The sequence below is a fragment of the Achromobacter sp. HZ34 genome, from assembly GCF_002209485.1.
Lineage (GTDB): Bacteria > Pseudomonadota > Gammaproteobacteria > Burkholderiales > Burkholderiaceae_B > Bordetella_C.
This window is the reverse complement of sequence record NZ_NJIX01000001.1, coordinates 628802-647818: the sequence shown is the minus strand read 5'-3', so window position 1 is coordinate 647818 and position 19017 is coordinate 628802. Positions and strand designations below refer to the sequence as shown.

The 19017-nt window shown below is 65.5% G+C and carries 18 protein-coding genes; 6 read left to right on the top strand and 12 right to left on the bottom strand.

Features of this window, described 5'->3' with window-relative positions; genetic code table 11:
• Positions 1 to 14: 14 nt before the first annotated feature.
• The 8 genes from CEY05_RS02685 to CEY05_RS02650 all read right to left on the bottom strand — a co-directional run bounded on the left by CEY05_RS02685 (position 15) and on the right by CEY05_RS02650 (position 7763).
• Positions 15 to 1097 carry a cyclopropane-fatty-acyl-phospholipid synthase family protein gene (locus tag CEY05_RS02685; protein WP_088595836.1) on the bottom strand — a complete coding sequence of 361 codons (1083 nt, stop codon included), beginning with the start codon at positions 1095 to 1097 and terminating at the stop codon, positions 15 to 17.
• Positions 1094 to 1951: a DUF1295 domain-containing protein gene (locus CEY05_RS02680; protein ID WP_233161323.1), complete on the bottom strand. Its 858-nt coding sequence runs from the start codon at positions 1949 to 1951 to the stop codon at positions 1094 to 1096. The genes CEY05_RS02685 and CEY05_RS02680 overlap by 4 nt, the downstream gene beginning before the upstream one ends.
• A gap of 25 nt (positions 1952 to 1976) precedes the next feature.
• Entirely contained in the window at positions 1977 to 3266 is a 1290-nt protein-coding gene (locus CEY05_RS02675; protein ID WP_088595835.1) for a cyclopropane-fatty-acyl-phospholipid synthase family protein, read from the bottom strand.
• Positions 3263 to 4117: a DUF1365 domain-containing protein gene (locus tag CEY05_RS02670; RefSeq protein WP_088595834.1), complete on the bottom strand. Its 855-nt coding sequence runs from the start codon at positions 4115 to 4117 to the stop codon at positions 3263 to 3265. Before CEY05_RS02670 ends, CEY05_RS02675 begins: the two co-directional genes overlap by 4 nt.
• Positions 4114 to 5517 (bottom strand): NAD(P)/FAD-dependent oxidoreductase, encoded by a 1404-nt coding sequence (locus CEY05_RS02665; RefSeq protein WP_088595833.1) that lies wholly within the window; start codon positions 5515 to 5517, stop codon positions 4114 to 4116. The genes CEY05_RS02670 and CEY05_RS02665 overlap by 4 nt, the downstream gene beginning before the upstream one ends.
• 2 nt (positions 5518 to 5519) lie before the next feature.
• Positions 5520 to 6470, bottom strand: a complete 951-nt coding sequence (locus CEY05_RS02660; RefSeq protein WP_088595832.1) for an acyl-CoA desaturase — start codon at positions 6468 to 6470, stop codon at positions 5520 to 5522.
• Between the two features lie 79 nt (positions 6471 to 6549).
• Positions 6550 to 7221, bottom strand: a complete 672-nt coding sequence (locus tag CEY05_RS02655) for an anti-sigma factor domain-containing protein (RefSeq protein WP_088595831.1) — start codon at positions 7219 to 7221, stop codon at positions 6550 to 6552.
• Positions 7218 to 7763 carry an RNA polymerase sigma factor gene (locus CEY05_RS02650; protein ID WP_088595830.1) on the bottom strand — a complete coding sequence of 182 codons (546 nt, stop codon included), beginning with the start codon at positions 7761 to 7763 and terminating at the stop codon, positions 7218 to 7220. Before CEY05_RS02650 ends, CEY05_RS02655 begins: the two co-directional genes overlap by 4 nt.
• 170 nt (positions 7764 to 7933) lie before the next feature.
• On the opposite strand from CEY05_RS02650, the gene CEY05_RS02645 reads away from it, so the two are divergent.
• From CEY05_RS02645 to CEY05_RS02625, 5 genes are all read left to right on the top strand, one after another.
• Entirely contained in the window at positions 7934 to 9403 is a 1470-nt protein-coding gene (locus tag CEY05_RS02645; RefSeq protein ID WP_233161322.1) for a carboxylesterase, read from the top strand.
• Complete coding sequence (locus CEY05_RS02640) at positions 9400 to 10467, top strand: AI-2E family transporter (protein ID WP_088595828.1); 1068 nt, start codon at positions 9400 to 9402, stop codon at positions 10465 to 10467. Before CEY05_RS02645 ends, CEY05_RS02640 begins: the two co-directional genes overlap by 4 nt.
• A gap of 162 nt (positions 10468 to 10629) precedes the next feature.
• Positions 10630 to 11067, top strand: a complete 438-nt coding sequence (locus CEY05_RS02635) for a hypothetical protein (RefSeq protein ID WP_088595827.1) — start codon at positions 10630 to 10632, stop codon at positions 11065 to 11067.
• 46 nt (positions 11068 to 11113) lie between these two features.
• Positions 11114 to 11584 carry a glycine zipper 2TM domain-containing protein gene (locus CEY05_RS02630; RefSeq protein ID WP_088595826.1) on the top strand — a complete coding sequence of 157 codons (471 nt, stop codon included), beginning with the start codon at positions 11114 to 11116 and terminating at the stop codon, positions 11582 to 11584.
• A complete protein-coding gene (locus CEY05_RS02625) occupies positions 11568 to 13013 on the top strand; it encodes an amidohydrolase family protein (RefSeq protein ID WP_233161321.1) in 1446 nt (481 codons plus the stop codon). The genes CEY05_RS02630 and CEY05_RS02625 overlap by 17 nt, the downstream gene beginning before the upstream one ends.
• Position 13014: 1 nt before the next feature.
• Here CEY05_RS02625 and CEY05_RS02620 read toward each other — a convergent pair whose 3' ends face one another.
• Both CEY05_RS02620 and acnA read right to left on the bottom strand, forming a co-directional pair.
• On the bottom strand, positions 13015 to 13542 hold the full coding sequence (locus CEY05_RS02620; RefSeq protein ID WP_088595825.1) for a GNAT family N-acetyltransferase: 528 nt from the start codon (positions 13540 to 13542) through the stop codon (positions 13015 to 13017).
• A 124-nt stretch (positions 13543 to 13666) separates the two neighbouring features.
• Entirely contained in the window at positions 13667 to 16324 is a 2658-nt protein-coding gene (gene acnA / locus CEY05_RS02615; protein WP_088595824.1) for an aconitate hydratase AcnA, read from the bottom strand.
• A gap of 97 nt (positions 16325 to 16421) precedes the next feature.
• Between acnA and CEY05_RS02610 the strand changes: the two genes are divergently transcribed.
• A complete protein-coding gene (locus CEY05_RS02610) occupies positions 16422 to 17315 on the top strand; it encodes a LysR family transcriptional regulator (RefSeq protein ID WP_088595823.1) in 894 nt (297 codons plus the stop codon).
• Positions 17316 to 17348: 33 nt separating this feature from the next.
• Here the strand turns inward: CEY05_RS02610 and CEY05_RS02605 are convergent, their stop codons facing one another.
• Both CEY05_RS02605 and CEY05_RS02600 read right to left on the bottom strand, forming a co-directional pair.
• Complete coding sequence (locus CEY05_RS02605; RefSeq protein ID WP_088595822.1) at positions 17349 to 18170, bottom strand: ABC transporter permease; 822 nt, start codon at positions 18168 to 18170, stop codon at positions 17349 to 17351.
• Positions 18163 to 19014 carry an ABC transporter permease gene (locus CEY05_RS02600; RefSeq protein WP_088595821.1) on the bottom strand — a complete coding sequence of 284 codons (852 nt, stop codon included), beginning with the start codon at positions 19012 to 19014 and terminating at the stop codon, positions 18163 to 18165. Before CEY05_RS02600 ends, CEY05_RS02605 begins: the two co-directional genes overlap by 8 nt.
• Positions 19015 to 19017: the final 3 nt, after the last annotated feature.

Here is a 19017-nt window from a genome sequence, read left to right as displayed (position 1 = left end):
TCAACGCCATCGACTCAGGACCTCACGAATCGATAATGGGTGACGCCCCACTGCTGGCCGTCGGCATAGCCGAACAGCTCGGCGCAGGACATCCAGAACATGCGCCAGCGCTGCCGCCACAACGGGGCCAGCTCGGCGCCGTAGGCCTGGACAAGGACCTTGTCCACCTCGGTGCGATGGAAGTCCTGGTTGGCCAGCCAATGATTGGCGGTGCGCTCGTAGTGCGTTCCATCGAGCAGCCAGCGGTCCTCGATGCGCAGATGGCTCTGGAAGTGCAGCAGCGTATCGGCCGCCGGCATCAAGCCGCCGGTGAAGAAATGCCGGCCCAGCCAATTGTCTTCGCCCGTGGTCTCGAAGGGATAGGCCACTTCGCGATGCGTAAAGATGTGAACGAACAGCTTGCCGCCAGGACGCAGCCAATGCGCGATGCGCGCCATCATGTCCTCGTAGTTGCGCAGGTGTTCGAACATCTCCACCGAGATGCAGCGGTCATAGGCCGCCGCCGGCAACGCCAGCGTATTGACATCGCAGGTGATGACTTCGACGTTGACCAGCCCTCGTTCGTGGCAGGCCCGTTCGATGTATTCGCGCTGTTGGCGCGAATTGGACACCGCGGTGATATGGGCGCGCGGATAGCGTTCGGCCATCCACAGCGTCAGCGACCCCCAGCCGCAACCCAGTTCCAGGATGTGCTGGCCATCGGCCAATTCGGCGCGCTCCGCGTACAGCGCCAGCATGGCTGCTTCGGCCTGGTTCAGGGTCTCCGTGCCCTTGGGGTAATAGCAGCCGGAGTACTTCAGATGCGAACCCAGGCACAGGGCGAAGAACGCCGGCGGCAATTCGTAGTGCTGGGTATTGGCCGCTTTCGTATGCAGGGCCACCGGGCTGCGGCGTAGTTGCGTAAGCAGCGCCCGCTGCCGTCTGGACCTGGCTTCCAGGCCGCCCGCATGCAGCTGGGTCAGCCGCTGCCCGCACAGGCGGCGGATGCCCATGCGCAGCGTGGCGTCGGGCAGCATGCCCCGTTCGGCCATGCCAAGCAGACCCGAAGCCGGCCTGTCGACGGCCAGCTCGGAAGGATTCAGGGTAGATATCGTCATTGCCTATCTCCGGAAGACCGTGAGGATTTGGGAAACCAGGGAAAGAAGGCCGGCGTCTCGCGCTGATAGGCGCGGTACTCTTCACCGCGGCTGCGCAAGGCCTGCTGTTCGGTAAAGGGAATGCCGCTGACCCAGCGCAGGAACACGAACATGAGCAGGGGCCCCAGCCACGCCATCCAGGCCAGGGGCGAGCCCCAGGCCAGCGCGACATAGGCAAACCAGTGGCACCATTCGAAGAAATAATTCGGATGGCGCGAGTACCGCCACAGGCCCGCGCGGCAACTGTGGCCATGGTTGGCGGGGATGGCGCGGAAGCGGTCCAGTTGGCGATCGGCCAAGGTCTCGCCGGCCAGCGCGCCGGCCCAGATCAAGACGCCGACGATCAGATGAATATGAAGTGCGCCACCGCTGTTCGCATTCGCGCCGACCGCCACGAAGGGCAGGGAAAACAGCGGTACCAGCAAGGCCTGGAACATGAACAGGCCGAAGAACTTGCCTTGGTGGCCATGCCAGCGTTGGCGCAGGGCGCGGTAGCGGCCGTCTTCGTCGCGCCGCACGCGGCGCCACAGGTGGCTGGCCAGCCTGATGGACCAGGCGGCGGCCAGCAGCGCCAGTGCCAGGCGCAAGCCTGGATCGCCGGAGCCCGTCATGGCAACGAATAGCGCGGCCATGCCCATGCCGCCGGACCAGATGACGTCGACGATGCCGGCATTGATGTGGCGCCGCTGCCAGCGCCAGCCCAGCGTCATGGCGGCCACCATGGCGATGAAGATGCAGGCCAGTTGCTGGACGGGGGCCAGGTGCATACTGGTGGGCAGGGTCATGGACGCAGCCCCCATGGTGGCAGGCTCCATGGCTGCAGTCCCGTTGGTTGCAGGGTCATGCGGCGCACGAGTCCTCCCGCCGCGGGGCCCATGCGCCGCCGGTCGGCCGCGCCCCCGGTTTGGCCAGTAACAGATGGGACACACCGATGGAGCGTTCGCGGAAGCCCCCTTCGCAATAGGCCAGGTAGAAGGTCCACAACCGGCAGAAGCGTTCATCGAAACCTTGCGCGCGCACCTCTGGCAGATGGGCCAGGAAGCGTTCACGCCAAGCCTGCAGGGTGCGGGCGTAGGACAGGCCGAAGTCTTCGAGGTCCACCAGCGCCAGGTCGGAAGCGCGCGTCTTGGCGCGCAACATGGCTTCGATGGACGGGATGAAGCTGCCGGGGAAGATGTAGCGCTTGATGAAGTCCACCTCGGCAAGGGCCTGCGCATAGCGGTGATCTTCGATGGTGATCGCCTGCAGCAGCGCCAGGCCATCGGGCCGTAGCAGGCTGCCGATCTTGGTGAAATAAGTGTCCAGGTAAGGCGCGCCGATGGCCTCGATCATCTCTATCGACACCAACTTGTCGTACTGGCCCTGCAGGTCCCGGTAGTCTTGCAGCACGACGTCGACGCGGTTCTGCAGCCCGGCCGCTCGCACCTTGACCGTCGCCAGCGCGTGCTGCTCCTGCGAGATCGTCGCCGTGGTGACGTGGCAGCCATAATGGCGCGCGGCATGCAGGGCGAAACCGCCCCAGCCGCTGCCTATCTCCACCACGCGGTCGACAGGGGTCAGCCGCAGCTTGCGGCAGATGGCGTCCAGCTTGCGGTAGGACGCGGCCTCCAGCGTGTCGTCTTCACCGTCCCACATGGCCGAGGAATACATCATGTCGGCGGACAGGAAGAGGGCGAAAAAATCATTGCCCAGGTCGTAGTGCGCTTCGATGTTGCGACGGCTGCCTTCGCGCGTGTTGCGACGGCGGGCATGCCACAGTTTCAAGGCCCAGGCGGCCAGGCGCGCCGGGCCCGACTCCATGCCATCGAGCACGTCGCGGTTGCGCACCAGCAGGCGCACCAGGCCGACCAGGTCGTCGGTCGTCCATATGCCATCGGCATAGGCGGCGCCCGCGCCCACTGCGCCATGCGTGGCCAGCAGACGGTAGAAACTCATGTCGTGCACGGTCAGGCGGACGGTATCGGCGCCATTACCCAGCGCCGTGCTGCCCAGTTCATCCTCGATCACCAGGCTGCCGTGTTGCAGGCGGGCCAGGCTGTCCAGCAGGCGCCGGCGCAGCAGACGGTCCAGCGGGCGGGCGCCGCTGCCGGCGACGACCGCCGTAAGTTCGGAAGGGGTCATCGGTTTCATCGGGATTCTCCGTTGGGCGTTCCGGGGTGATCGTGGACGGGATTGCCCTTCAGCCACAGCCGCAGGGCCTGCCAGTGGATGGCGCCGATGACCTGCATGGTCATCAACGGATAGCGCCACAGCAGCCGTGCGAGCGCCGCGCCGTCGAGCGCGCGGCGTTGCAGGTCCAGGTCGGCATCGAATTGCGCGTGGCCCTGGCGCAGGACGCGCATGTGGACATGCAGCCGCTCGCCAGGGACGCCGAAGCGCCATTCGTAGCGGCAGTCCATGGGCATGAAGGGCGACACATGGAACTGCTTGTCGAAATACCACGCCAGGGATGGCGGCGGCATGGCGTCGGCCAGCGGCAGCACGATGGCGTGGCGCTGCTTCCAGGGCGTGTTGGTGATCTCCGCCAGGATGGCACGCAGCGTCTGGCCGTCCTCGTCGTAACAGTAGTAGAAGCTCACCGGATTGAAGACGTAGCCGGCATAGCGGGGATGCGCCAGCAGGCGGATAGGGCCGGCCGGCGCCGCCGTGCCCATGTGCTCGCGCAGCCGGGCGCGTACCGCATCGGCCAGCGCGGGCGCCCCGGCCAGGTAGTCCGCGCGGCGCCACTGGGCAAGGTTGCGCCGGTTGACCGACCACAGCCAGCGCCCTCGGAAAACCTCATCGATTTCATCCAGGTCCAGATAAAGCTGCCCCATCCGATAGGAAAACGCATGAGGATGGGGGGCGTGGCGCCGATGGACCACACGGCCTTCATAGACAGCGCTGTGCAGCGCGCTGGACGACGTACGGGATGAAGCCTGGACCGAACCACTGGGCGCAGTCTCAGGCGAACCGTCGGGTGAATACCTGGCCGATGTCATGCGGCCTCCAGTATCCGTGGCAGCGTATCGGTTCCGCCTTGCGCGGCCATGGCCGACCGCAGGCCGGCGACCACATCCATGGCGCTGGCCACGCCGTCTTCGTGGAAGCCCCAGCCCCAGTAGGCGCCGGCATACCAGGTGCGCCGGTGCCCGGAGATTTCCTGGCGGCGAGCTTGCGCGGCAACCGCTGCGTGGGTGTAGACGGGATGGTGATAACGCATGCGCGCCAAAACCCGGGAGTCATCTATTGCTTCGCTGCGATTGAGCGTCACCACGAACGGTTCGCGCGAACGCAGCCCTTGCAGCAGGTTCATGCAATAGCTGACCGTGCACGGCGCGGCGGGGTCGGCAGGCACATAGGCGTTCCAGGCTGCCCAGGCTTTGGGCTGGCGGGGCAGCAGACGCGCGTCGGTGTGCAGGACGACATCGTTCTCCTGATACGCGATGGCGCCCAGGATCTCCCGTTCAGCGTCGACGGGATCTTTCAGCAGCCGCAAGGCCTGGTCGCTATGGCAGGCGAAGATGACGTGGTCATAACGTTGCGGGCCGTCCGCGGCGACGACGTGCACGTGATCCGCCGCGCGGCGTACGGCTGACACGGGGCAGTGCAGGCGCACCTGCACGCGCGCGCCCCAACGGGCCGCCATGGCTTTGACATAACTGTTGGACCCACCGTCGACCACGCGCCATTCAGGGCGGTCCGCCACCTGCAGCATCTGGTGATTGGCCATGAACTGCACCAGGTAGCGCGCCGGAAATTCCAGGATGCGGGCCGCCGGCGATGACCAAAGCGCGCTGGCCATGGGCACCAGATGGTCGTCGCGAAAGGCGCTGCCGTAACGGCCAAGTTCAAGGTACTCGCCCAGCGTAGGCCCTGGATCGGCGCCCAGGCCCACGTCCCGGGGCGCGCCGCGGCCGGCGCCATGAGCAGTGCCTTGCCCTCGGCCTTGCCCTGCGCCTTGCCCTGCGCCTTGCCCTGCGCCTTGCCCCCCGCCTTGCAACAGCGCCGGCGCCTCCCGATAGAAACGCAATAAATCGCGCACCATCCCCAGGAAGCGGGGCGACATCAGGTTGCGGCGTTGGCAGAACAGCGTGTTCAGCGATGTCGCGTTGTATTCGAGGCCACCCGCCTGCTTGTGCACGGAAAAGCTCATGCTGGTGGGCCGCGTGGCCACCCGCAGTTCCTCCATCAACGCCGTGAAGCGCGGATAATGGACGGGATTGTGGACGATGAAGCCGCTGTCCACGGCATGGCGCACGCCATCCTGCTCCACGTCGTGCGTGTGCGTATGGCCGCCCAGATAACCCGCGGCTTCGTAGAGCGTCACTTCATGCTCGGCCGCAAGACGCCACGCGCAGACCAGTCCCGCGATGCCCGAACCGACAATGGCGATGCGCATGGTCATTCCTCGGTGGCGGTGGCGGTGGCGGTGGCCAGCACCCAGGCGGGCACGGGCCTCAGGTCGCGGATCAGGCCGACGGCGGCCAGCAGGCGCAGGCCATACCAGGTGATGTCGATCTCCAGCGGCCGAAAGCCCTGCCTGGCCGACCCGGGATAGAAGTGATGGTTGTTGTGCCAGCCTTCGCCAAAGGTCAACAGCGCCAGCCAGAGGCTGTTGCGGCTGTCATCGCGCGTCGCGTAGCGGCGCTTGCCATAGCGATGGGCCAGGGAATTGATGGTGACCGTGGCGTGGAACAGCACCACGGTGGAAATGAAGAAGCCCCACACCAGCATCTGCAGGCCGTTCGTGCCCAGCCCCGGCGCCCAGGCCTCCAGCGCGGCTCCCAAGGCGTAGCAAGCCAGCGCCAGCAAGGCCGGTACCGCCACGTCATAACGGTCCAGCCAGCGCAATTCGGCATAGCCGCGCAGGTCCGGCACGCGGGCCAGGTCGGTGGCGAACGCGCGGCGCGTCAGGAACCAGCCCATATGGCTCCACCAGAAACCGCGGCGCCGGGGCGAATGCAGGTCCTGTTCGTCGTCCGCGTGACGATGGTGATGCCGATGATGCGCCGCCCACCACAGGGGGCCGCGCTGGGCGCAAGACGCCCCGAGGATGGCGAAGACGAATTGCACGCGCCGCGTCGCGCGAAACGTGCGATGGGAGAAATAGCGGTGATAGAAGCCGGTCAGCGCGAACATGCGCAGCGCGTACAGCAGTGCTGCTACCGTCAGCGCGGCGCCGGACGTACCGGTCCAGATGACGCCCAGGCAACCCAGGTGCAGCAGGGCAAACGGCAGGGCGCGCAGCCAGTCGATGCGGTCGGCATCGACGGCCGGGCTGGTTACCGCCTGGGTATCTATCCACCCGCGTAGTGAAGCAGTCCAGCGTGTTGCAGTGCGATCAAAGCGCATGGTTTGTCCTGTTCGAGACCTGTATGCATATACGGTCTCGCAGGACAATTGGATGCACCCGGGTTAACCCGGGATCAGGCTAGATCGACAGCACGTCCCCGCTCATGATGATCGGACCAGTGGGATTGCCGGTGGGCGATCCGCCCGGCGGTTCCAGGCTGATGGCCAGCTGCTTGACCCCCTCCAGCCCTTTGGCGCGGCGCAGCGACGTCAAGCCTTCGGGCGACACCAAGCCCACCGATTGCGGCTTCTGCCCCGGCGGGATGGCCCACAGTTCGAGAGCCTTGCCATCGGCACGCGTCGCCAGGTTCTGCAGTGTCTGCACATGCAGCACCCCTGCGGCGTCCGCACGCACCACCAACATGGCCTCCGACTGCGGGCTTTGCAGCACCGCCATCAACTGCGCCTGGACTTCACGCTGCACCTGCATGGGATAGATGGCCACGCCCGCCACCAGCGCCACGGCCAGTACACCGCTGACGATGCGCCAGAAACCAAGCGCCTGCCACCAGCCTTGGCGGCCGGGATTGAGGCGGGCCTCGATGGCACGCCAGACCCGCTTGGGCGGCGTCTTCGGTGGCAGCGACCACAGCAGCGGATAAAAATCCGCTTCCCAGTCGCGCACCAGCCGGCGCAAGGTGGCATCCGCCGCCATCAGTCCTTCGAAGCGGCGCCGCGCGCCGCCCCGCATCGCGCCGCACACATAGTCAGCAGCCAGCCGGGCAGACAATTCAGGATTGCGGTAATTCATGCCAGGCACCTCTTCAGCCTTTCAAGCCCGCGGCGTACCCAACTCTTGATGGTGCCCAAAGGCTTCTCCAGCCGGCTGGCAATTTCGCCATGGCTCAGGTCATCGAAAAAGGAGAGGGCGATGGCCGCGCGTTGCTGGCTTTCCAGCTGCCCCATGCAGTCCGCCAGGCGCCGGCTGTCCTGGCTCGATTGCAGACGCTCCAGGGGGCCGGGCGCGCCGTCGGCCCAGGCCAGGGTCACCTCGCCGTCGGGGTCGGGACGTTCCAGGTCCGGCCGGCGCAAGAGGTCTATGCAACGATTGCGCACGATGCGCGTCATCCACGTCATTACCTGACTCTGTTCAGAAGAGTAGCGGGAGGCGTTGTGCCAGATATTGACGAAGGAATCCTGCAATGCCTCCTCCGCCCAGTCGCTTCTGCGCAATATACGAGCGGCAAGCGCGAACAGATGCGGAGAGGTATGGCGATAAAGCTGGGCGAACGCGTCGCGATCGCCGCGGGCACTCTGCTGCAGGAGTGCTTGTAGTCCTTGCGAGTCAAGCATAAGGATTCCGTAGGACGAGGGGCGCTAGCACTATACCGATGTGTAGGCCTGTTGCCACCGTTTCGCGCGCATTTGGTATCCAAATTATGCGACAGGTTGCAGACGCTTGTCTTAAAAGGGCGCGCTACGTAAGCTAGTCGCGGATTTCCCATGCCAGGGGATGGCCTTCCGTGAAAGCGCAACGCACCCGGTGGTCCAGAGTCATGAAGGCGCTGCGCGTCGTCGCGCTGCTGATTATCGTGCTCCTGATCGGCGCGATGGGCCTGCGGCTCTACAACATCCAGCAAGGGCCTCCGCTCGCGGTCTGGCACACCTATGTGCCGGACGAACTCAGCGCCGAGGAGCTGGACCGCAGCACGTGGCAGGACTACATCGATCGCGAGAACAAGATCTTCGACGAGGTCAGGCGCAACGTCACGGACAAGCTCGAAGAAGACGACAGGGTGGACAGCAACCGCTATTTCAGCGGCGCCAAGGTCTATCCAGGCCATTTCGCACACGATTGGAATCGGTCCTATGTGCTGGAACCGGCCGGCGAACCGCGCGGCGTGGTGGTGTTGCTGCATGGCCTGACAGACTCACCCTACAGCCTGCGCCATATCGGCGAGCATTACCGCAGCCTGGGTTTCGTGGCGATCGGCATCCGCCTGCCGGCGCACGGCACGGTGCCGGCGGCGCTGACGGATTCCACCTGGGAAGACTGGGTCGCGGCTACACGGCTTGCGTTGCGGGAGGCGCGGCGGCGTGTGCCGGCGCCCAAGCCTTTGCACATCGTCGGTTTTTCCAATGGGGGCGCGCTGGCGCTGATGTATGCGCTGGAGGCCCTGGACGATACGCGCATGGCGCGGCCGGATCAACTGGTCCTGATCTCGCCGATGATAGGCATCACGCGGTTTGCGCGCTTCGCCGGGCTGGCCGGACTGCCAGCCGTGCTGCCCGCTTTCGCCAAGGCGGCCTGGCTTAGCATCGTGCCGGAATTCAATCCCTTCAAGTACAACTCCTTTCCCATCCAGGCCGCGCGGCAGTCCTATGAACTGACCCAGGTACTGCAAGACAAGATCGTCAAACGGCAACGCCAGGGCACGCTGGCGCAACTGCCGCCGGTCCTGACTTTTCATTCCGTGCTGGACTTCACGGTCAGCACGCGGGCGGTGCTCAATGCGCTGTATGCGCGCCTGCCGGACAATGGCAGCGAACTGGTGCTGTTCGACCTGAATCGCGCCACCAAGCTGGGGCCCCTGATGCGCCGCGGGGTGGAGTGGTATATGTCGGGCACGCTGCCCAACGAGCAGCACAATTACCGCCTGACCATCGTCACCAACGCCACGGCGAACTCCAACGACATGGTCGAAAAGGTCAGCGAGTCCGGCCAGACGACGACGGCGGACACGCCGATCGACATTCCCTATCCGAACGAAGTCTATTCGCTGTCGCATGTGGCCTTGCCGTTTCCCACCAACGACACGCTATACGGCCAGCATCCGGACAATATCGAGCAATACGGCATCAGCCTGGGGGCCATCGCCATCCGCGGCGAGGTGGGTGTGCTGATAACCGGTACGGAGTCCCTGTCGCGGCTGACGTCCAATCCTTTCTATCCTTATCTGCTCAAACGCATCGACCGGGTGATTCCGCGATGAAGCCGGCCAGCGAACTGCCAGAGGGAGGGGCGGCAGGGCGGCAGCCGGCGTTGCCGCGACGCGCGGCTCCGGTGGGGCCGCCGCCCTCCAACCTGGCACTGGGCCTGATCGCCGCGTTGATGTTTTTGGCCTTGTTGTACTTCGCCAGTTCGATCTTCGTGCCGCTGGCGTTCGCGCTGTTCATCCTGGCCCTGGTGGCGCCATTGCAGCGTGTGCTGCGGCCTAGGCTGGGCAGTGCGCTGGCGTCCATCGTGACGCTCCTGATTTCGCTGTGCGTCCTGATGCTGTTCCTGTACCTGGCCGCATGGGGTTTCAACCTGGTGGCGCAATGGACCATGGGCAATGCGGCGCGTCTGCAGCGCCTTTTCACCATCGAGGTTGCCGAACTGCATCCGCATCTGGCCCTTGTACAGGACGTGTTCCTGGACAATTTCAACGTGTATTGGCTGCTGCGCGCCATCCAGGAAGTGCTGCTGCGCGTCAACAGCCTGGCCGGCCAGATCTTCCTGGCGTTCCTGTTCCTGACCTTGGGTGTATTCGAACTCGACGATGCCCCTGGCCGCCTGCGCCGCATGCTGCCCCGCGCGGAGCATTGGATAGCGGTAGCGGCGGACGTTGCCCGCAAGCTGCGGCGCTATATGCTGATCCGCAGCATCGCCAGCGTCCTGACCGGCATCACGGTATGGCTGTTCGCCATGTACGCGGGCCTGGAACTGGCGACGGCATGGGGCGGGCTGGCCTTCCTGTTGAACTACATTCCGTTTCTCGGCCCGCTGCTGGCTACCCTGTTTCCCACGTTCTTCGCGTTCGTGCAGTTCGAATCGCTGCGTACCACCGTATTCGTGTTCGTGATCCTGAACGTCATCCAGGTCGGCTACGGCTGCTATCTGGAGCCAAGGCTCGCGGGCAGTGCGTTTTCCCTGTCGCCGCTGATGGTCATGGTGGCGGTGTTCTTCGGCGGATGGATATGGGGGATTCCCGGCACTTTCATCGGCGTGCCGATGTTGATCGTCGCCACGTCGGTGTGGTCGGCGAACCAGCAGGCGCGGCGCGATCCGCCATAGCCTTGCTGCTCGACCGCTGCTCTGCATTAAGGACACGCCCTGCAATTGCTTCTTGCCAAGGCGCACCACATGAGAGTATTAATGTCCCCGCGGTCGAGGAAATTTCCTGCAGTACCTTGGCGCATGCCTCCGCGGCGTGCGTGATCTTCAGGAGGAACTTCGATGAACAGGGTAGCCCTTGCGTTGTCCGTCTGCGTTCTGGCCGGCTGCGCCTCCCAATCAGGCAATCAGGCCACCATCGCGCAGTACGGCACCCCTCCCAGCGATGAAGACCTCCATCAATACATGTCTTCGCTGCGCGACACCTTGCCGCCCACCCGATACGTCACGTATCGAGACCGCGGCTACGACGCCTCGGTCAAGCAGACGACCTTCACCGACCAGGACGGCCAGCCCATGATGGGCTGGGAGTACGACTTCGACGTCGCCACCTACGACACCCTGGATGCCAAGCCGCCGCCGCAATATCTTCCTTACCGGGCGGTGTTCTTCAATGGGCGTCCGGTAGGGATACTCGACGCCAATGGCAGGTTCACCCGTGGCAACCTGCAGGACCAGGTGCCCGTGCCGCCGTCGCCGCCGCCCGGCATGCCTCGTTGAATCCGGCTTCATCTCACGCTCGCGATCAACCTCCCAAGGAGGCAACATGACACACACTCGCACCGTCGCGCTGCTGGCGCTGACCGGGCTGACGCTGATCACGGTGGGCTGCGCCAATCCCAATGCCTCGTCGCGCGTCTACACCTTCGAACAGACTCAACGGGCGCAGACCGTCGTCCTGGGCCATGTGACCGCCGTTCGACCGATCACCATCCAGTCTTCGGGTACCTCGGGCCTGGGCATGGTCGCGGGCGGCGCGCTGGGCGCGGTGGCCGGCAATGCGATCGGCGGCGGCTCGGGGCGCCGTATCACCACCGTGGGCGGCGCCGTCGGCGGGGCAATGGCGGGCAATGCCGTCGAAAACGCCCGTGGCCGTACGCAAGGCCTGGAGATCACCGTGCAACTGGACAACGGCGAGACGCGCGTCATCGCGCAACAGGCCGATGTGCCGGTGGGCATAGGCCAACGCGTGCAGATCGTCACGCAAGGCGGCAGCAGCCGTGTCGCGCCGATCTGAGCAGGGCGGGGTCCCCTGCCTTTGTACCCGCTCCCAGGTGGCGTATGCCAATCGGCGCATCAGCGCCGACCTGTCGCGCCGGGGCTTCGTCGTTGGCATGGGCGCGTCGTTGCTGGCCAGCCTGTTTCCCGGCATGGCCCGGGCGGCAGCGGCGGGCGGCGAACGCGTGCCGCTCATCCTGACGAATCTCAGACTGTATGACGGCAAGTCGGCGCAATTGCAGGATGGCCTGTTCCTGGTGGTGGAAGGGTCGACCATTGCCCAGGTCGGCCAGGGCCAGCCGCCGGCGCGGGAAGGGGCCAAGGTGCTGGATTGCGGCGGCCGGGTGGTGATGCCGGGCCTGATCGACATGCACTGGCATGCCTTGCTGGCCGCGCTGCCTATCCAGACCATACTGCAGGTCGATTTCGCCTTCGTGCACATCGCTGCCGCCACCGAGGCGCGCAATACGCTGATGCGTGGCTTCACCACGATACGGGATGCGGGTGGCCCGTCCTTCGCGCTGAAGCAGGCCATCGACAGCGGCATCGTGGACGGGCCGCGCATCTATCCTTCCGGCGCCATGATCACCACCACTGGCGGGCACGGTGATTTCCGCCAGTTGTTCGAGTTGCCGCGCACCAGCAGCCGTGTCAGCCAAAGCGAGCAGGACGGCGGCGCCGCCATCGCCGACAGCGAGGACGAAGTGCGCATGCGGGTGCGCGAGCAGTTCTTGCAGGGGGCCTCGCAGGTGAAGATGGTGGGCTGCGGCGGCGTATCGTCGCCGCGCAGTCCGCTGGATATGCTGACTTTCACCGAGCAGCAGTTGCGTGCCGGCGTGGAGACCGCGCGCGACTGGGGGTCCTACGTCATGAACCACGCTTACACGCCCGAGGCCATCCAGCGGTCGCTTGCCGCCGGCGTGCAATGCATCGAGCACGGGCATCTGATGGACGACGCCACTGCGGCCAGGATGGCAAGCAGCGGAACGTGGTTGAGCATGCAGCCGTTCATGGACGAGAGCGACGTGGCGCCCTTGAGCGGACCGGGCCGCCTGCGCTTCCTGGAAGTCACGGCAGGGACGGCCAGGACTTATGGCCTGGCTGCCAAGCACGGCATCAAGACGGCTTTCGGTACGGACCTGATCTTCTCGGCCACCGTGGCGCAGCGCCAGGGCTTGATGCTGGCGAATATGCGCCACTGGTATTCGAATGCGGAGGCGCTGCGGATGGCGACGGCGACCAATGCCGAACTGCTGGCGCTGTCCGGGCATCGCAATCCTTATCCCGCGAAGCTGGGCGTCCTGGAGCAGGGGGCTTATGCGGACCTGCTGGTGGTCGAAGGCAATCCGCTGGACGATCTGATGGTGCTGAGCCAGCCGGAGAAAAACCTGCGGCTGATCATGAAGGACGGGCAGATCCACAAGGACCTGCTGTCGTTGAGGACGTGATTCACACCTGCTTGTAGAAAAAAGTGGTCGCGCACAGGCCGCCATGGGGCTTCAGCGCGAAATCCGGGATGACGCCGGCGCGCGTCCAGCCGCTGCGTTCATACAGGCGCTCGGCGTCGCCGCCGGTTTCCGTGTCCAGCACCAAAACCGACTTGCCAGCGGCGGCCGCGGCCTGGTCCACGGCTTCCATCAGCAGCCGTCCCACGCCCTGGCGCCTGAAGTCCCGGTGCACCAGCAGCTTGGACACATCGGCGCGATGCGGCTGGTTGGGCGGTTGCCCGACCACCAGCTGGACCGTGCCCGCGACTCGTCCCGTGGCATCCCGGGCCACCAGCAGGATACGTTCGCCGCGCGCGACGCCGTCCACCACGCCTTGCCAGAAGCGCACGGCTTGCTGCCGCGCCATGGGCGCCATGAAGCTGACCGAGGCGCCGCCGTCGACACAGTCGACCAGCACGTCGGCCAGGCCCTCGACCATTGCACCAGCCGCGCCGGCATCCACCGCGCCCACCGTTATCTGATACGCCATCGTCCGTCATTGCCCTGGTTGGTCATGGCGGCGACTATAGCGGAAAGATCGAGGGCCAACGTATGCGTCGACTGCCGTAGCCGGCGATCCGAAGCGCCCTCCACAGCGGCAGAAAACTTCGGTCTCAGGCTTCGGTCTGCTGTTCCAGGCGATTCCTCAACACATAAGGCAGGATGCCGCCATGCAGGAAATAGGCCGCTTCGATCGCCGAATCGATGCGCGCGCGCAGGGGTACGGTCTGCGTCGTGCCGTCCTTGCGATGAATCACCAGCTGCATGGACTGTCCTACCTGGATGTCGGCAAGATCGCCGGGCAGGTCGAAGGTTTCATCGCCCGTCAGGCCCAGGGCCTGCGCATTCTGGCCGTCCACGAACTCCAGGGGCAGGATGCCCATGCCCACCAGGTTGCTGCGGTGGATACGCTCGAAACTGCGTGCGATGACCGCGCGGATACCCAGAAGGCGCGGGCCTTTCGCTGCCCAATCGCGGCTGGAGCCATTGCCATACTCCTCGCCGGCGAAGACGATCATGGGCACGCCTTGCTCCGCATACTTCGTGGCGGCCGCGAAAATGCTCATGGGCGTGCCGTCCGGCTGGTGCAGCGTCTTGCTGCCGATCTCCGGGACCATCAGGTTGCGCACGCGGACGTTGGCGAAGGTGCTGCGCACCATGACGTCGTCGTGGGCGCGCCGTGAGATATAGCTATTGAAATCGGCAGGGGCCACGCCCAGCGAAATCAGGTACTGGCCGGATTCCGATTCGGCAGGAATCGAGCCGCCGGGATTGATGTGATCGGTCGTGACCGAATCGCCAAGGATGGCCAAGGCGCGCGCGCCACGGATGGCAGGCTGCGCCGGCAGCTCACGCGTGACGCCGTCGAAGAAGGGCGGGCGCTTGAGATACGTCGACCCCTGCTGCCAGGTGAACAGGTCTCCCGCCGGCGCGTCCAGGGCTTCCCACAGCGGGTTGGCGGACGGCTTGGCGTACACGCGCAGGACGTTGCCCGGATCCAGGGCGTAGGGAAGCATTTCCGCCATTTCAGCGTCAGTGGGCCAGATATCGCGCAGGTAGACCGGCGCGCCATCGGCCCCCGTGCCCAGGGCGTCGGCGGCTGGATCGAAAGCGCTGGTTCCCGCGATGGCGAAGGCGACGACCAAGGGCGGACTCATCAGGTAGTTGGCCTTGATGGCCTGGTGTATCCGCGCCTCGAAATTGCGGTTGCCCGACAGCACCGCCGCCACGGTGAGATCGCCTTGCTTGATCTCATCGGCGATCTCCGGCGCCAGCGGGCCGGAATTACCCATGCAGGTGGCACAGCCGTAGCCCGCCACCTGGAAGCCCAGGGCGTCCAGCGGGGTGTCCAGTCCGGCCGCTTTCAGGTACTCGGTGACCGCCCGCGAGCCGGGCGTGAAGGACGTCTTCACATGGGGCGCAGCGCGCAAGCCCTTGCGGACCGCATTCCTGGCTAGCACGCCCGCGGCGAGTATCGACCGATAGTTCGAAGTGTTGGTACAGGATGTGATGGCGGCAAGGACCACGTCGCCATCGCGTAGCGCCGTGGCCGGCGTTGCGGGACTGCCAGTCCCGCCTTTCGCTTCCAGCAGCTGGCGCACCGAATGCTTCAGGTCAGCCAGGGCGATACGGTCCTGCGGGCGCGACGGCCCGGCGACGCTGGGCTCCACCGCGCCCAGGTCGATACGCAGCGTGTCGCTGTAGTCGATGGCGCCGGCAGCGGGCACCCCGAACATGTCCTGCGCCTTGAAATACGCGGCCAGCGCGGCCAGCTCGCTTTCCTTGCGGCCGACGGAATGCAAATAGTCCAGGGTGCGTTCATCCACCGGGAACAGGACCAGCGTCGCGCCGTATTCCGGCGCCATATTGGCGATGGTGGCGCGGTCGACCGCCGCCAGGGCGCTCACGCCCGCACCGAAGAATTCGACGAACTTGCCGACGACCTTCTTGGCCCGCAAGGCTTGTACCACCGTCAACACGATGTCGGTGGCCAGGATGCCGGGGCGCGGCGTGCCGACCAGTTCCACGCCGACGACGTCCGGCGCCACGACATAGATAGGCTGGCCCAGCATGGCCGCTTCGGCCTCGATGCCGCCTACGCCCCATCCCACCACGCCGATGCCATTGATCATGGGCGTGTGGCTGTCCGTGCCCACCAGGGAGTCGAAATAGGCAATGCCATCCTTCTGATGGACGCCGCGCGCGAGCAGTTCCAGATTGATCTGGTGAATGATGCCGGTGCCGGGCGGAAAGATGCGAAAGGCACTGAATGCGTTCGCCGCCCACTTGAGAAAGGAATAGCGCTCGCCGTTACGTTCGTACTCGACCGCCATGTTTCGCGCCAGCGCGTTGCCGGAACCCGCATGTTCGACGGAGATGGAGTGATCGACGATCAGGTCCACGGGTACCAGGGGTTCGATGGCAGCCGGGTCCATGCCCGCTTCGGCGGCGGCTTCGCGCATGGCGGCCAGGTCTGCCAGCAGGGGCACGCCGGACGAATCCGGCGCCACGATGCGGGACACGACAAACGGGATCTCGCTATTGCGCTCGGCCTTGGGTTGCCAGGCGGCCAGTTCGCGCAAATGGCTTTCCTGCACGCTGACGCCATCGAGATTGCGTAGCACCGACTCCAGGATGATGCGTATGGAATGGGGCAGGCGGGAAATGGCACCGAAACCCATTTCCTCCAGGGCGCCCAAGGCGTAGTAGCGGGCGGCGGGCTGACCGGCTATGGACAGGGGACGCAGGGCGTCCGCGGCACGGAATTTCATGAGCATCCTCGGGGTAGGCGAGACAGGAATGCAAGTCTAGGCGCCGTCATCACGCGCGTCTAATATATTGAGATTGCACTCGCGATACTTTAAACGTATGGACCTGCGCCACCTCAGATACTTCATCGCCGTCGCCGAAGAACTGCACTTCACGCGGGCCGCCCAGCGTATCGGCATCGCCCAGCCGCCCTTGACCGCGCAGATCAAGGCGCTGGAGCAGGAGCTGGGTGTACAGCTGTTCGACCGCCAACCTGGGCGGGTGACCCTGACGCGTCCGGGCCAGGTCTACCTGGAGGAAGCGCGCGCCATCCTGGAGCATGTGCAACGCGCCGCGATCAAATGCCAGGTGAGCGCCCAAGGGGTGATCGGCCGCCTGAGTGTCGGCTTCACGGAGTCGGCGTCATTCAGGAACGAGGTGACGGACGCGCTGCAACGCTACCGCGGCCTGTATCCGCGCGTGGAGATCACCCTGGAGGAGAACCGCACGGGTGTCCTGATGGAGTCCTTGCGCCAGGGCAATCTGGATGCCGCGTTCGTGCGGCTGCCGATCGGCAACGACACGGACATCCATTTCACCCTGATCGCCACCGAGCCCATGGTCGTGGTGGTGCCCAAGGGCCATGCCCTGGATAGCCGGCGCTCCTTGCGGCTGGAAGAGCTGCGTGACGAGCCCTTCATCCTGTATCCCAGGGCCAGCGGCACCGGCTTGCCGGAGATGGTCAAGTCCGCCTGCGAAGCGCGCGGCTTCACGCCCAAGGTAGTGCAGCACACCCCGCAGGTTTCATCGACGATCAATCTGGTTGCCAGCGGCCTGGGCATATCCATCGTGCCGTCATGCATGCGCCGCAGCCGGTCGGACGATGTGCGCTACATCCCTCTGCGCGGTTCCGACATGGTGGCCAGCCTGGGCTTGGCCTATCGCAAAGGCGAGGCGCCGCCGGTGGTGAGCAACCTGGTCGACCTGGTCCTGGAGGGAGTAAAGGGACGTTGATACCGCAGCGTGTTGCCGACCGCCGCCTCCTGTCTACTGGCGCAGTTGCCGCGATAAACCCAGGAATCGCTCCGCCAGGATCATCAGCACCAGCGTGCCCAGCACGATGACGCCGGACGCCGAGGCCACGCGCACGTCCAGATTGGACGAAATCTGCTGCCAGAGGTGGATGGGCAACACCTCCGTGCGTTCGTCAGCCAGGAACAGCGACACCGGCACGTTGTCGAATGAAGACATGAACGCCAGGAAGGCGCCGGCCCCCACGCCCTTGGCGATGAGCGGCAGCACGATCTTGCGGAACGTACGCCACTGGCCGGCGCCCAGGCTGCGCGAGGCGTCGCGCAAGGCGGGGTCCAGTTGCGACAGCGCGGCCAGGGTGGTGCGGATGATGAAAGGTACGCACACCACCGTGTGTCCCAGCACCAGCAGCGCCATGCCGGGCCGCAAACCGATCCCATAGATGAATACCAGGGCCGCGAAACCGAAGGCCAACGCGGGTAGCAGCAAGGGCGACATGAACAGCGTGTCGGCTGCCCGGGTCCAGCGCGACCGGCCGCCCGCCAGCGCCAGCGCGGCCGCGGTGCCCAGTACGGCGGACAGCACGGTGGTCCAGAAGGCCAGCACCAGGCTGGTCCACGCGGCCTGCTGCATCTGGTCGGCATCCAGCAGCGCCTGGTACCAGCGCAGCGAATAGCCCGCTGGCGGGAAGCGGAGTGATTCCGAGGACGTGAACGACGTCACCAGGATCACCACCGTGGGCATGACCAGGACAAGCAGGGCAATGGCGCTCATCACGCCGAACACGAGGCGTACCGAATCGATTCGGTGGCTGAAGACCGGCGCGGGGCTACGCATGAACGGGTCCTCCCAGTTGTTTACCGACCCAGCCGGCGCCGTAGATGACGGCCAGCACCGCCACCATGAACACAATGGCGATGGCGGCGGCGTACGGCCAGTTGTTGGCGCCGGTGGCTTCCTGGTAGATGCGCAGCGGCATGTAGACCAGGCGCGCGCCGCCTATCAGCGTTTGCGTCACGAAGGCGGTGACGGATGCGGCGTAGGTAAGGATGCAGCCCGCGACGATGCCGGGCGCCGCCAGTGGCAGGATCACCCGCCGCAAGGTGCGCCAGGGTCCTGCACCCAGGGCCTGCGATGCATCCAGCAGGTTGGGATCGAGCTTGGACAGCACGGTCATGATGGGTAGCACCATGAGCGGCATCTGGACTTGCGCCAGTACGATCACGACGCCGGTCTCCGTGAACAATAGATTGACTGGATCATCGACCACGCCCAGCCATTGCAGCGTGTGATTGACGATGCCTAGTCGGCCCAGGATGACGATCCACGCGAAGGTGCGAACCACCACGCTGGTCAGGATGGGCAGCACGACAAGAAACATCAGCACGCTTTGCCAGGGGCTGCGCGCCTGCGCGCATATCCAGGCCAGGGGAAAGCCGAACAGCAGGCACACCACCGTCGCCTTGACCCCCAGCAGCAGCGTGCTGGCGAGGATACGGTCGTTGAACCCGTCAGCGAAGAAGTCGCGATAGTGCGCGAAGGACAGGCGCGCCAGGGAGAAGCCCTGCGCGTCCGTCCCGCCCTGCAAGGACAGGGCCAGAAGGACGACCAGCGGCGCGACGAAGCAGACGGCGAAGAGGGCGGCCAGCGGCAGGGCCAGGCGGCTTTGCGGAATGCGCATGGG